Raw genomic sequence first — 13055 nt, 5'->3', positions numbered from 1 at the left:
TGTGTTCCACAATATCATCCTATCTTGAGTTTTCTTGGTTTTGGTTTGGAAAAGACATAAATACAAGTGTGTAAATTACACAGCTGACACCTGTTACAATAGCAATATCGGCCACATTAAATACCGGCCAGATGCGGAAATCAAAAAAATCCACCACATATCCGGTTTGTACCCTGTCAATAACATTACCGACAGCACCACCTGAAAGCAAGCTTAAGCCCAGTCGCATGAGAATGAAGTTTTTGGGGATCTGTTTGAAAAAATAAACAGTAAGTCCCAACATAACCAAAGCAATTACAATAAAAAACATCTGCTGGTTTTCTAAAATGCCAAAAGCAGCGCCTGGGTTTAACACATAAGTTATATGAAAAATGTTGTCTAGCACTGGTATCGACATTCCGGGCAGCATATGGGCCTGTACATATTGTTTTGACCACTGATCAAGGACGATAACTGCGGCTGCGATAACTCCTAGTAATAATATCGGCACCAAACTTCTCTCCTATCCTTATCTAAATGCCTTAAACTATGATAATATGATACCGGAAAATTTTCCAAACGTAAAGAAGCGCGGCGAATATTGCCGCGTTTTTTACTTGTCTTTGTTGGGAATAAAGTAGCGTTCAAAGGTATCACGGTAGTAATAGACAATGAGCCCTGAGGCTATAAGGAGTGACGTAATCGCTGCGGCCAATCTAAAATTATGGGTAAGATTTTGCCCTAGTATCGAATATAGCACAATAGCCGGAGTCTGGCCGATGGCTGTAGCTACAGTAAATTGAAGCAGTGAAATTTTTGTCAGTCCTGCCCCATAGCTTATGACTTTAAAGGGAACGATTGGGATTAGCCGGGTGATAAACACGGCCAATACACCCTGTCTCCTAAAAAAGGTATCAGTAAAAATTAAATATTTGACGCTGATAAATCGCTCAACTACCGGGCGGCCATACCAGCGGGCAATACCAAAATCAAGGGCTGCGCCCAGGAGAGCGCCTGCCCAGGAATACAAAGTGCCGTACTGCCAGCCAAATATCCAGGCGTTGGTGATAGTTATAATGAGCCCTGGTACCAGCGGTACCATAGATTGCAGGGTCATAAGCGCAATACTGGTCAAAGGAGCCCATAGGCCGTAAGATAGAATAAACTGACGCAGGCCTTCAAAGTTGCGGCATCTTAGATATGTAATACCTTCGGTGGCAAACTGCTGTACTCCAGGCAACCAAAAATAAGCGGCTATAACCAGGCCCAAAACGCTAATTTTGGCAAACACTATGCACTTGGGTTCCGGACGGGTCATAAAGCCACCTCCATGCCCTGGTTTCTATAGAAATATTCGGCTGAAAGCCATGATGTTAATAGTTTATCAACCTAAATAGTATACCCGCTTGCACGTTTATAATTAAACAAAAGCAGGTAAAATCCTGCACACAAAAAAACAAACCAGGCAGTTAGCGCCCGGTTTGTTTTTCCTCTTTCTGTCGTCTTCTGGCGTGGTGGCTGGTGCTGCCCGGTTCGTTGGGGATAGCATCTGCCAGGTCAACAATGCCCTGGTGCTCGTTGCTATTGGGAAACAGCGCCTTGTAATTGTATGAACCCGGAATATCCTGCGGCGTGTCTGAGCTTCCGTACCGCGCCACATCCTGCAACGCATCCTCGCCATCATAGCCGACAAATTCAAACTTGGCCGAGTCCAGAAAACTTCTATGAAACGGCGGCTCGAGTGATTCTTCTTCCAGTGGTCGGGGGGTAACGTCTGTTTGTTCGAGTGACTCTTGGCAATCTATACACTGGGTGGCCCATGGCAGCGCCTCAAGCCTCTCAGGCGATATCTCCGCGCCGCAGTGGTCACAACGTCCATAGGTGCCATTGTGGATTTTTTCTAACGCTCGCTCGACACTACTTAAGAGTACACGCTCATTGTCCCGAAGTCCTAAGTCCTTGCCTCGCTCAAAAGTCTCACTGCCTAGGTCAGCTGGATGATTATCATAGCTGGATAGTTCACCTGTTGTATTGGATAAAGCAGACCGGAGACCGTTATCTTCTAGTTTTAAAATTGTATGAACTAAATCACGTTTTTTAGCATCTAACTGCAACTTGAACTTTGTTATTGTTTCAGGGTGCAAGATGAAGCCCCCTTGTCAATGAATAAATTTGGCGACTTCAGCCAAACGCAGCCGCTCTTTATATTCTTTAGGCTGCTCATCACTGTAGCCCAAGCAAATCATGGCTACAGCTCTGAGGCGCGGTGGAGCTTCTACTGCCTCTTCAACTTTGGTTTCGTCGAAAGCACCGACCCAGCAGGCCGCAATACCCAGTCCCTCAGCAGCTAATAGGATATTTTGAGTGGCCGCTGCCGTGTCCTGAAGACAATATAGCTGGGCACCTCGTTCGCCGTACCGCTCATTGGAACGAGCTGGGTCAGCTAAGATAACGACAACGGTTGGCGCGTCGTTGACCTGCTCTTGGTCAAAAGCGGCAGAAGCCAGTTTGTCCTTTACTGATGAGTCTTGCACTACAAAGAAGTACCAAGGTTGCAGATTACCGGCGCTTGGTGCCATATTCCCTGCCTCTAAAATTCTTGTTAAGGTTGGCTCAGGAATTTGCGCGGACTTAAAACTACGGACACTGTGGCTTTCACGAATGCAGTCAAAGATGTCTTTTGTCATGTTCCAGCCTCCCTAGATGGAATTAGAACGTACCGTTTTTAGTCTCGACAAACCGGACAATATCGGCGATAAAACCGCCGATACCTGGTATGTTGAGCATGATCAACCGCTTGAGAAAAGCGAGCAGCAAGGCAAACACCAAGCTGGCTCCAATTGCAATTCCTAAACCACGGGCTATGCCAGCAACAAAATTTGTGAAAATCAGCCTGGCCGGACGTTCAAGCATTTCCATGTAATCAGCAATCCGCATGGCTTCCAGCCGATTGACAAGCCGTTCGAGCTGTTTGGCTACAAATTCAGGCTGTTGCTCGTCAGTCTTAATAGTATTTACCCGATTTTTATTGTCCATACAACAGTCCCCCACCTGTATTATTATTCCCCGGCTAATAAAAATAAACCGGGATTAAACTCCCGGTTTATCATGCTTACATATTTTTTACTACAGTAGCGCACCGGTGACAGAGAGATGGATGCTCTGTGTCCTGGTTCACTGTTGAGCTATAAATCCAGCAACGTTCGCATTTGACGCCTTGCGCCGGAGCCACAGCAACGGCCAGTTGCATGTCAGCGGCACGATAAGCTTCACCTGGAGCTTGTTCAAATGTATTAGATAAAGTTACGTCAGAAACAATGAGCAGTGTGGCTAAATCGTCCTTAACAGCCGAAAGAGCAGTTAGTTCTTCACCAGCAGCATAGAGACTAACAGCAGCATCTAAGGAGTGGCCAATAACTTTGTTGCGGCGGGCAGTCTCGAGTGCTTTGGTAATTTCGCCGCGCATTTCGAGGATTTTATCCCATTTGGCTCCCAGCGCAGCATCAAGATATTCAGGATGGGCTATCGGCCAGCTAGTCAACTGTACACTTTCAGGACGCCCCTGCTCTTTAGGCATATGCTGCCATACCTCTTCGGATGTAAAGGTCAATACCGGTGCCACAACGGCTACCAAGGTATTTAGGATTTCGTACATGGCTGTCTGAGCAGCACGGCGCTCAACAGAACCAGGCAGCGCGGTGTATACTCGGTCTTTAAGGATATCAAGGTAGAAAGCGCTTAAATCTACGGCGCAGAAGTTATGGACAGTATGGTATAACAGATGGAACTCATAATCTTCATAGGCTTGGGTGACCTTAGCCCGGACTTGTTCCAGACGCATGAGCGCCCAACGGTCAATTTCAAGAAGCTGATTATAGGCAACTTTGTCGGTGTCTGGGTTGAAGTCATGCAGGCTACCTAGAATGTAGCGGAAGGTATTACGGATTTTACGATATACTTCAGCTAACTGCTTTAGAATATCATTGGAGATGCGGATATCAGCCTTATAATCCGCAGACGCTACCCACAGGCGGAGAATATCGGCGCCATATTGTTTGATAACTTCCTGCGGATAGATTGTATTGCCGACTGACTTGGACATTTTCCGGCCATCGCCGTCTACAACGAAACCATGGGTCAATACCGCCTTATATGGCGCCGTTCCCCGGGTGGCCACTGAGGTTAAGAGTGATGACTGGAACCAGCCGCGATGCTGGTCACTGCCTTCAAGATAAAGGTCGGCTGGCCATTGTAGCTCCTCGCGCTGTTCAAGCACAGCGGCATGGCTGGAACCACTGTCAAACCACACATCCATAATGTCGGTTTCTTTGCGGAACTCACTGTGACCGCAGTGCGGGCAGGCAAAACCTTGGGGCAAGATTTCTTCTGGTTTTTTTGCCCACCAAGCGTCTGAGCCCTCGCGCCGGAAAATTTCTTTAACAGCACCAATCGTCTCGTCATTAATTATATGCTCGTTGCACTTAGTGCAGTAGAAAATCGGAATAGGAACGCCCCACACGCGCTGGCGTGAGATACACCAGTCCTGGCGGTCTGCCACCATGTTATGAATGCGGTCTTCGCCCCAGGCCGGAATCCACTTAACGTCATTGGCAATAGCATTAAGTGCCTCGCTTCTGAACCCTTCGACCGAAGCAAACCATTGCTCAGTGGCACGGTAAATAATGGGGTTTTTGCAGCGCCAGCAGTGAGCATATTGGTGTTTAATCGAGCTTTTACCCAGTAGTAAGCCAAGTGCAGCCAATTCTTTAATGACAGGCACATTGGCGTCAGATACTGTCATACCTTCAAATTTGCCGGCTTCGGCAGTAAACTTACCTGCCGGGTCAACCGGGTTGATGATAGGAAGACCGTATTTCATACCGACTTCAAAGTCTTCTTGTCCATGGCCGGGGGCAGTATGTACGCAACCGGTACCGGCTTCCAGTGTAACATGCTCACCCAGGATGACGGGAGATTCACGGTCAAAGAACGGATGGCTGAATACCATGCCCTCTATGTCGGAGCCTTTCATTGTCGATAGGATAGAATATTCTCCTAGGTTGTTGGCTTTAACAACACTTTCAACCAATTCGCTTGCTAGGAGGTAAATTTCGTCGTTTATCTCCACCCAGGCATATTCAATCTCAGGGTGGACGCTGATGGCAACGTTTGCGGGCATCGTCCAGGGGGTTGTCGTCCAGATAACGGCGTATACTTTCGCAGAGTCGACGCCTACCGGCAGGTTGCCTTTATCGTCAATAAGTGGAAACTTAACATAGATTGAGTGGGATTTTTTCTCAGCGTATTCAATCTCGGCTTCAGCCAGCGCTGTTTCACACGAAGTACACCAATAAACCGACTTAAGACCTTTGTAAATATAGCCTTTTTTAGCCATAGTGCCAAACACTTCAATCTGTTTGGCTTCATATTCAGGAACGAGTGTTACATACGGGTTTTCCCAGTCGCCGGCAACGCCCAGACGTTTGAAGTCTTCCCGCTGCAGGTCAAGACACTTGAGGGCATATTGCTTGCACTCACGGCGCAAATCTAACGGATTTAGCTCATGACGGTTTAAGCCAAGAATCTTGATGGCAGCGTGTTCGATGGGCAGGCCGTGGGTATCCCAGCCTGGCACGTATGGGGTGTCAAAGCCTTGTAATGATTTATATTTGACAATTATATCCTTGAGGATTTTGTTTAAAGCCGTACCAATATGAATATTACCGTTGGCATATGGCGGGCCGTCATGTAGGACAAACTTGGTCTTGCCCTTACTTTGGGTCGTCTTTTTGTCATAAATCTGTTGTTCACGCCAATATTCGAGCAATTTGGGCTCTCGTTCAGGAAGATTGGCGCGCATAGGGAATTCTGTCTGTGGCAGGTTAAGTGTTTTGCTGTAATCCAAAATTAGCACCTCCATAAAAATAAAAAAACTCTCATCCCTGAAAAGGGACGAGAGATAAGTTCCCGTGGTACCACCCTACTGGCTAATATAGCCACTTTATAACGCTGTAACGGGCGTCAAACGGCGGAGCTTACTTGAATGTTCAGTCCGCAGTTCGGGAGCGATGTCAGACCATGACTTTGGTTACCAGGCTTACACCATGTCCTGGTTCGCTGTAAACCGCCATCGAGGCGTGTCTCCGTCATTACTGATAAAAATATTATCATGTACGCATATATTATACATGATTGGCGAACAAAGTCAAATATAGGCAGCTAATACTGTGAAAAAATTATTTTTATCAAGGCCGATCACTTTGATAATTTTTGAACGGCTCGTTTGCCCACTGGTGATAATAACAGTACTTTTGGCCACCTTGAATAAACTGGCGATAAAGGCAATGCAGGCTGCATTTGCTTCACCGTCAACCGGTGGCGATGTAAGGTTGATTTTTAGGCTGTCGCCTATAATACCGCCAACAGCGCTCTTGCTTGAACGCGGCTGGACACGTACTTTAAAGGAAATACCGTCCGGTAGCTCTTTAATATCCAGCTTATTTTCAGACAAGGCTAGTTTTCATCTTCTTCGGCATTATTGAGCATTTCCATTTGAGCCTGTAAGAGGGTACGCAGTCGGGTGCGAAAAACCTGCGACTGTTTTTTCAGTTCCTCATACTCTCCAGTCATCTTACGGACTTTGGACAGCCCTTCGTCAACTAGTTTTTGGGCGCGTATTTCTGCCTCTTTAACCATGAGCTCGGTTTCTTTTTTCGCATTGAGTTTGACTTCTTCGGCTGTTTCCTGCGCAATAACCAGCGTACTGTGGAGAGTATTCTCCATATGCTGATAGTGTTCGAGTTTGCTGTTAAGACGTTCAATTGTTTCTTTCAAATCAATGTTTTCGCGGTACAGAGTTTCATAGTCTTTAATGACTCTGTCAAGAAACTCATCCACTTCTTCCTCGTTGTACCCGCGAAAGCTGCGTTTGAACTCTTTACTGTGGATATCTAACGGTGTAAGCATAACTCCCCACCCCTATTCTAATTACATAAATCTTCTAAGTAGAACACTGTATCTGCCCTTTTTTGTTTGACCAGGGACTTCAATGACTTCAACCCTGCCGCGACCGCGCATTGAGATAACATCTCCAACCTTTACGGCTTGGGATGAGCTTTTGGCTTCCTGCCAGTTAATTTTTACCTTTGCGGCGGCAATATCTTCGGCCATTCTGGTGCGTGAGGTTCCAAAACCTGATGCAGCCACGGCATCTAAGCGCAATGAGGCGACTGTCGACCGGATTTCCTTGACTTTTTCCTCCTTGGCAGGAATATCGTCAAGTGATGCCTGTGAAACAGAGACAGCAGCCTGTCCTATCTCGGTTAGATTTTGCACAATATAGGCGGCCATAGCTGTGTCAGTTATGACATAGCACTGCTCGCTAGCCATAATAATGTCGCCTAGAATTTCGCGTTTAATCCCAAGGCCCATGAGCGCTCCGAGAACATCCCTGTGCGACGGACGATAATAACGGCTGTCCCATTGTATAACAAGGGTATCTATACAATAATCAAGTGACCCCGCATAATCAAGAAAATCTGTATCAACAAAAGCTGCTTTCATTCGCTCAGCACCGGCGTACCCGCCATTTGTTTCCATAGTCAGCCGATCATAGTGGGCGGCTATGGTTTCAGCAATGCTTTGACCATAGGGATCAAGAAATTCGCTGACTTTATATTTGCGATTTTTGAGCGTTACTTCAGCTAAGTCCAGGAGTTTGGCAGCCAACTCGACATCACCGGAAGAACGGTAATAGCGCAATATTTTATCTCGTTCGCTCATTACCGTCTCCCCATTTCGCGAGAGCGGTTCGTGGCTGCAACAACAGCGTCAATAAGCGCGGCACGGATGCCGTTTTGCTCTAACACATGGACACCGGTAATGGCTGTACCGCCCGGTGAAGTAACCATATCCCGCAGTTTTGCCGGGTGTTCGCCTGTTTCCAATACCATTTTGGCCGCGCCCATAAGTGTCTGAGCGGCTAGCAATACTGCTGTCTGGCGGGAGAACCCAACTCTAACGCCAGCGTCAGTGAGCGCGTCAATTAACACAAAGGCGTAGGCCGGACCGCTGCCGGAGAGGCCGGTTACAGCATCCATAGCGTCTTCATTTACTGTGACTACTTTACCGACTGAGGCAAATACCTCGGCTACCGGTTCACTTACGGCAGTGGTAGCGTATTTACCGAGCGCCATAGCTGACATACCCTCGCCCACAGCAACAGGCGTGTTGGGCATAACTCTGATAATAGGTACTCCTGGCATTTTACCCTGGAAGGTGGCAATGGTTACTCCGGCAGCGATTGAAACCACAACAGTCGTTTTGGCAACCACTGGCGCAATGTTATCAATCACACCATTAATAACCTGTGGTTTTACTGTTAAAAACAGTATGTCGGACTGTTTTGCGATTTCCTGGCTGTCAGTCGTCGTCGACACTGTAAAAGTGCCGCGTAAGTAGCCCAGACGTTCAGGCGAAACATCGCTTACTACTATTTGTGACGGCGTCACTAATCCGGCGTGTAAGATGCCGCGGATAAGTGCTTCGGCCATTGCGCCGCCGCCGATAAAACCAATCTGTTTATTTGTCAGCATAAATCCTCCGTCTGGTATATAAAACTATTTATTCGTCCAAGGAAGCAGCGTCTTGTCGCCGCCATCGTCCCGCGGACTGTAGGCAACATCCACGTTATTAGGGGCGCATAGGAAGATATTATTGCCGACTTTTTGAATTTGGCCATTTAAGGCATAAGTTGTGCCGCTAATAAAGTCAATCATGCGTTTGGCAATGTCAGGATCTGTGTTTTCAAGATTGACAACAACCGGTTTGCGGCTTTTTAGATAGTCGGCGACATGCTGAGCATCATCAAAGGAAAACGGTTCAACAACCATAACCTTAACTTGTTTAGTTTGCTGCTGGCTGTTGTTCTGGGCCATAGGCAGTGACACTACGTTGTTACTCTTCTGTCTGGTTCTCGACTCGGCTTCCTCTATTTTCGGACGATCTTCCTCTTGTTCTGATGGTTCAAACAGACCAAGGCTGCCCCAAACTTTCTCCATGAACTTCATAGCTTCCTCTCTCCTCCTTAATATTGACGCGAGCCAAATATTCCAGTGCCGATACGCACCAAGTTTGCTCCCTCTTCGATAGCTACCATATAATCATTCGTCATGCCCATCGATAGCCACTTGATCTCAGTATTGGCTAATTTTAGCGTTTTTAGTTCGCTGAACAGTCGGTACATTTCCTTAAATACGGGACGTACTGTTTCGGGATTCTCGCTAAAAGGTGCAATTGTCATAAGACCACACAGCCTGATATGCTCAAGCCGGCTAATGAAATTAGCCAGCGGCAGGGCTTGTCCAGCTTCAATGCCGAATTTGCTCTCTTCATCGGCGATGTTAACCTGAAGCAGCACATCCTGACGTTTGCCCAGTTTGCCGGCTACTTTGTCAATTTCGATGGCCAGGCGCTCACTGTCGACTGAGTGAATGAGATCAGCCAGTGGTACTGCTTGACGCACCTTGTTTGTTTGCAAATGCCCGATAAGATGCCACTCAGCCAATTTGCCTGCAGCCTGTATTGCGGGATACTTGGTCAGCATTTCCTGAACCCTATTTTCCCCCACAGCTATTATCCCTGAGGCCATTGCTTCTAATATGGCTGAAGCGCTGTGGTTCTTAGTGACTACCACAAGCTTTACCTTGTTTATATCTATTTTTTTTTGTATTTCAGCAATGTTTTGCGCTATAGACATGGCAAACCCTCCATTCTAGTAATTTATTCGCCCAGAAACAAAATTTTCCTCTAAAAATGATATATTTATTCTATCTTTTTAACATAAAAACTATTAAAAAATTTGTTTTCGCCAAATAGTTTAACAAATGCGGACAAAATTTAAAAAATCGCCATCTGGTATAACCAGATGGCGATTTTCGCAGCAATTTTTCTTATGGTTTTACAGTCTCTTTATATACTTGCTTGCCATCTTTCATTTCGAGGATAACCGCACCTTTCACGGCATCATGGTTATTGTTTAGAGTCAGGTCGCCAGCGGCACCTTTATAGTCTTTAGTTGCGGCTAACGCTTCGCGGATTTTGGCTGCCTCGGTGCTGTTGGCGCGTTTGATGGCGTCAACAAGTACGTAAGCGGCATCATAACCTAGTACTGCCATAGCGTCAGGCATTTGGCCGAATTCTTTTTTGTAATTTTCAACAAAAGCCTTTGACAGTGGGCTGGTATCTTCTACAGAATAATGATTGGTGAAATAAGTATTGTTAAGGGCCTGCGGTCCGCCAATTTCAGTAAGCTTCGGAGAATCCCAGCCGTCGCCACCGACTACCGGAATAGTAATACCCATTTCGCGAGCCTGCTTAACGATTTTTCCAACTTCTTCATAGTAGCCGGGTACATAAAGAATTTCAGGGTTAGTTGCTTTAATCTTGGTCAGGATTGTTTTAAAATCCTGGTCTTTTTGTAAGTATGCTTCTTCAGAGATGATCTGACCACCGCCTTTAGTAAAGGCGTCTTTAAAGAATTGTGCTAGACCTTTGCTATAGTCACTGGAATTATCAATCATGATAGCTGCTTTTTTAGTCTTAAGGCTGTTTAAAGCAAAGTTGGCGCCAACAGTGCCTTGAAACGGATCAATGAAACAGACGCGGAAGGTGTAATCTTTGGTTTTGCCGGTTTTTTCATCTAGAGTAACTTTGGGGTTGGTAGTAGCCGCAGCAACGAACGGAATTTTGTTGGCTTCGGCTACAGTCGAGCCAGCGATGCCGTTAGAGCTGGTAGTAAAACCGGTTACGGCAATAACTTTATCCTGGGTAATAACTTTGGTCATCGCATTGGAAGATTCGGAAGGTTCGCCTTTATTGTCGGCCATTATCGGTTGGATTTGCTTGCCGAGAACGCCACCCTTGGCATTGATTTCTTTAAACGCCATTTTTGCGCCGTTAGCGGCTGCTGTTCCAAAAGAGGCAGTATTGCCGGTCAGTTCGTAAACTACACCGATTTTGATGTCTTTGCTGGCGGTGTCACCACAGCCTGTGACCAGCCCTGCCAACATTACCAGCACTGTTAATAGACACGCCATTTTTAATCCGATTTTACTCATAATATCCTCCCCTATTCACTCAAAATTATAAAGACACCCCAACTTTGTTTTACATATCACCTCCACCATAAATCTGTTTGTTAAATGTCAATTTGGGTTAAAAAATAGCTTTTTGGAGAGAATGACAAAAAATGTCTCTCCCCAAAAAGCAACTTTGCTTGTTTATACCAAAAATTTAATTATACTTTTGTTTCCTATGATTATACATTGTATTACGGTTTATTGAAATTTGCAAGAGGTATTTTTATTTGTGAAGAAGTTATTTACAGTTTTTCCGCTACCGATTTAGCCTGCATAAAGAGCAATAGATAGTCGGCACCACCGGCTTTGGAGTCGGTACCTGACATATTAAAGCCACCAAACGGATGGACGCCAACAAGTGCACCGGTGCATTTACGGTTGAGGTAAAGGTTGCCGACATGGAACTCCCGGCGGGCTTTCTCGAGCTTGGCCCGGTTTTTGGAGTATACAGCTCCTGTCAGTCCATATTCAGTATCATTGGCAATGGCAATAGCCTGGTCATAATCCTCAGCTTTGATGAGGGCAACGACCGGCCCAAAGATTTCTTCCTGGGCGACGCGGGCTTTTGAGTCAACATCAGCAACAACTGTCGGCTCAATAAAGTAACCGTTTTCAGCCCCTTTAACACCACCGGCCACGATCCGGCCTTCATTTTTGCCAATTTCAATGTATTCGAGGATTTTTCCATAGGCGTTCTTGTCAATTACCGGCCCCACGTTGCTGTTTGGATCGCTGGCAGGTCCCATTTTAAGGGCTTTGGTTTTGGCGGCGACTTTAGCAACAATTTCCTCATATACGTCTGCGACGATGATAGCACGCGAGCAGGCTGAGCATTTTTGTCCCTGGAACCCAAACGCTGAGGCGACAATGCCATTGGCAGCGTCTTCAATATCGGCTTCACTGTCAACAATGATGGCGTCCTTGCCGCCCATTTCGGCAACAACACGTTTTATCCATTTTTGTCCTGGCACAACTTCGGCGGCTAGCTTATTAATTCTGAGGCCAACTTCTTTAGAACCGGTAAAGTTGATAAACCGGATTTTAGGATGGCTGACAAGGTAATCGCCAATGGCGCTGCCGCTGCCTGGCAGGAAATTGACGACTCCGGGCGGCAGGCTGACTTCTTCCCACAGTTCCATAAGTTTAGCGGCAATGACAGGTGTGGTGCTGGCCGGTTTCATAATAACGGTGTTACCGGTGACAATGGCGGCGGCTGTCATGCCAGCCAGAATAGCCAAAGGGAAATTCCAAGGAGGAATAATAAGGCCAACGCCCAGCGGAATGTAAAAACACTCGTTTTGCTCGCCGGCATTGGGTACAACAGGCATACCGGCAGCATAGTGGAGCATCTGATGAGCATAGTATTCCAAAAAGTCAATGGCTTCGGCGGTATCTGCATCAGCTTCTACCCAATTTTTTCCTGACTCTTCTACCAGCCATGCTGAGAACTCGAATTTTTTACGTCGCATAATAGCGGCGGCTTTAAACAGATAGCGAGCCCGTTCTTCCGGACTGACATATTGCCAATCGGCGAAGGCTGACAGGGCACTTTGGACTGCTGTTTCAGCTAATTCAGTATTGGCTCTGGCGGTGGTGCCGATGACCTCTTCAAAATTAGAGGGGTTGACTGAAGTTATTCGAGCTTCGGTATCTATTTTTTTGCCCCCAATGACCAGTGGGAAGTGACTGCCTTTTTGCGCAGCGACGTTGGCGAGCGCCTGCTCCATAGCGGCGCGGTTTTCGGGTAGGGCAAAATTGACGAGTGCTTCATTTTTGTATTCTACTAACATTGTTATAACCTCCCTTAATAATCAAAAACTTTTCTTCGTTTTTCTCGTGTATTCACAGTATTTCACATTGATAATATAGAGCCTACTCCCCCGGATAGACTGGCTAAGCTGGTCGCTATGTGGTTTTTGGGTACGGCAAACAAACCGC

General features: G+C 46.4%; 14 protein-coding genes. All 14 read right to left on the bottom strand.

Annotation, left to right across the window (positions count from 1 at the left end; genetic code table 11):
- Positions 1–19 precede the first annotated feature (19 nt).
- Positions 20–490, bottom strand: a complete 471-nt coding sequence (gene lspA, locus VN447_RS16900; protein WP_325526518.1) for a signal peptidase II — start codon at positions 488–490, stop codon at positions 20–22.
- 102 nt (positions 491–592) lie between these two features.
- Positions 593–1297, bottom strand: coding sequence for a TVP38/TMEM64 family protein (locus VN447_RS16895; protein ID WP_325526517.1), 705 nt, complete (start codon positions 1295–1297; stop codon positions 593–595).
- Between the two features lie 151 nt (positions 1298–1448).
- Positions 1449–2123, bottom strand: coding sequence for a TraR/DksA C4-type zinc finger protein (locus VN447_RS16890; RefSeq protein ID WP_325526516.1), 675 nt, complete (start codon positions 2121–2123; stop codon positions 1449–1451).
- A 15-nt stretch (positions 2124–2138) separates the two neighbouring features.
- The gene (locus tag VN447_RS16885; protein WP_325526515.1) at positions 2139–2666 is read right to left on the bottom strand and encodes a nitroreductase family protein; all 528 of its coding nucleotides are present in this window, start codon (positions 2664–2666) and stop codon (positions 2139–2141) included.
- Between the two features lie 22 nt (positions 2667–2688).
- Positions 2689–3015, bottom strand: a complete 327-nt coding sequence (locus VN447_RS16880; RefSeq protein ID WP_325526514.1) for a DUF5665 domain-containing protein — start codon at positions 3013–3015, stop codon at positions 2689–2691.
- Positions 3016–3091: 76 nt separating this feature from the next.
- Positions 3092–5893, bottom strand: a complete 2802-nt coding sequence (gene ileS, locus VN447_RS16875) for an isoleucine--tRNA ligase (protein ID WP_325526551.1) — start codon at positions 5891–5893, stop codon at positions 3092–3094.
- 291 nt (positions 5894–6184) lie between these two features.
- Positions 6185–6490 (bottom strand): DUF167 domain-containing protein, encoded by a 306-nt coding sequence (locus VN447_RS16870; protein ID WP_325526513.1) that lies wholly within the window; start codon positions 6488–6490, stop codon positions 6185–6187.
- A 2-nt stretch (positions 6491–6492) separates the two neighbouring features.
- Positions 6493–6945: a DivIVA domain-containing protein gene (locus tag VN447_RS16865; RefSeq protein WP_325526512.1), complete on the bottom strand. Its 453-nt coding sequence runs from the start codon at positions 6943–6945 to the stop codon at positions 6493–6495.
- A gap of 21 nt (positions 6946–6966) precedes the next feature.
- Positions 6967–7761 (bottom strand): RNA-binding protein, encoded by a 795-nt coding sequence (locus VN447_RS16860; RefSeq protein ID WP_325526511.1) that lies wholly within the window; start codon positions 7759–7761, stop codon positions 6967–6969.
- Positions 7761–8573, bottom strand: a complete 813-nt coding sequence (proC, locus tag VN447_RS16855; RefSeq protein WP_325526510.1) for a pyrroline-5-carboxylate reductase — start codon at positions 8571–8573, stop codon at positions 7761–7763. The genes VN447_RS16860 and proC overlap by 1 nt, the downstream gene beginning before the upstream one ends.
- 24 nt (positions 8574–8597) lie before the next feature.
- On the bottom strand, positions 8598–9047 hold the full coding sequence (locus VN447_RS16850; RefSeq protein WP_325526509.1) for a cell division protein SepF: 450 nt from the start codon (positions 9045–9047) through the stop codon (positions 8598–8600).
- A gap of 17 nt (positions 9048–9064) precedes the next feature.
- The gene (locus VN447_RS16845) at positions 9065–9736 is read right to left on the bottom strand and encodes a YggS family pyridoxal phosphate-dependent enzyme (RefSeq protein WP_325526508.1); all 672 of its coding nucleotides are present in this window, start codon (positions 9734–9736) and stop codon (positions 9065–9067) included.
- Positions 9737–9929: 193 nt separating this feature from the next.
- On the bottom strand, positions 9930–11096 hold the full coding sequence (locus VN447_RS16840; protein ID WP_325526507.1) for an ABC transporter substrate-binding protein: 1167 nt from the start codon (positions 11094–11096) through the stop codon (positions 9930–9932).
- 263 nt (positions 11097–11359) lie between these two features.
- Entirely contained in the window at positions 11360–12907 is a 1548-nt protein-coding gene (gene pruA, locus VN447_RS16835; protein ID WP_325526506.1) for an L-glutamate gamma-semialdehyde dehydrogenase, read from the bottom strand.
- Positions 12908–13055: the final 148 nt, after the last annotated feature.

The sequence above is a fragment of the Sporomusa sp. genome, from assembly GCF_035561155.1.
In the GTDB taxonomy this organism is placed as follows: Bacteria; Bacillota; Negativicutes; order Sporomusales; family Sporomusaceae; genus Sporomusa.
The sequence above is the reverse complement of the archived record's forward strand: the minus strand, read 5'-3'. Positions and strand labels throughout refer to the sequence as shown.

Bases quoted from the DNA above. Each gene is read 5' to 3' on its own strand.
- VN447_RS16895 (WP_325526517.1), bottom strand. From the start codon at position 1,297: ATGACCCGTCCGGAACCCAAGTGCATAGTGTTTGCCAAAATTAGCGTT.
- VN447_RS16880 (WP_325526514.1), bottom strand. From the start codon at position 3,015: ATGGACAATAAAAATCGGGTAAATACTATTAAGACTGACGAGCAACAG.
- VN447_RS16850 (WP_325526509.1), bottom strand. From the start codon at position 9,047: ATGAAGTTCATGGAGAAAGTTTGGGGCAGCCTTGGTCTGTTTGAACCA.
- VN447_RS16865 (WP_325526512.1), bottom strand. From the start codon at position 6,945: ATGCTTACACCGTTAGATATCCACAGTAAAGAGTTCAAACGCAGCTTT.
- pruA (WP_325526506.1), bottom strand. From the start codon at position 12,907: ATGTTAGTAGAATACAAAAATGAAGCACTCGTCAATTTTGCCCTACCC.
- proC (WP_325526510.1), bottom strand. From the start codon at position 8,573: ATGCTGACAAATAAACAGATTGGTTTTATCGGCGGCGGCGCAATGGCC.
- VN447_RS16845 (WP_325526508.1), bottom strand. From the start codon at position 9,736: ATGTCTATAGCGCAAAACATTGCTGAAATACAAAAAAAAATAGATATA.
- VN447_RS16840 (WP_325526507.1), bottom strand. From the start codon at position 11,096: ATGAGTAAAATCGGATTAAAAATGGCGTGTCTATTAACAGTGCTGGTA.
- VN447_RS16885 (WP_325526515.1), bottom strand. From the start codon at position 2,666: ATGACAAAAGACATCTTTGACTGCATTCGTGAAAGCCACAGTGTCCGT.
- VN447_RS16860 (WP_325526511.1), bottom strand. From the start codon at position 7,761: ATGAGCGAACGAGATAAAATATTGCGCTATTACCGTTCTTCCGGTGAT.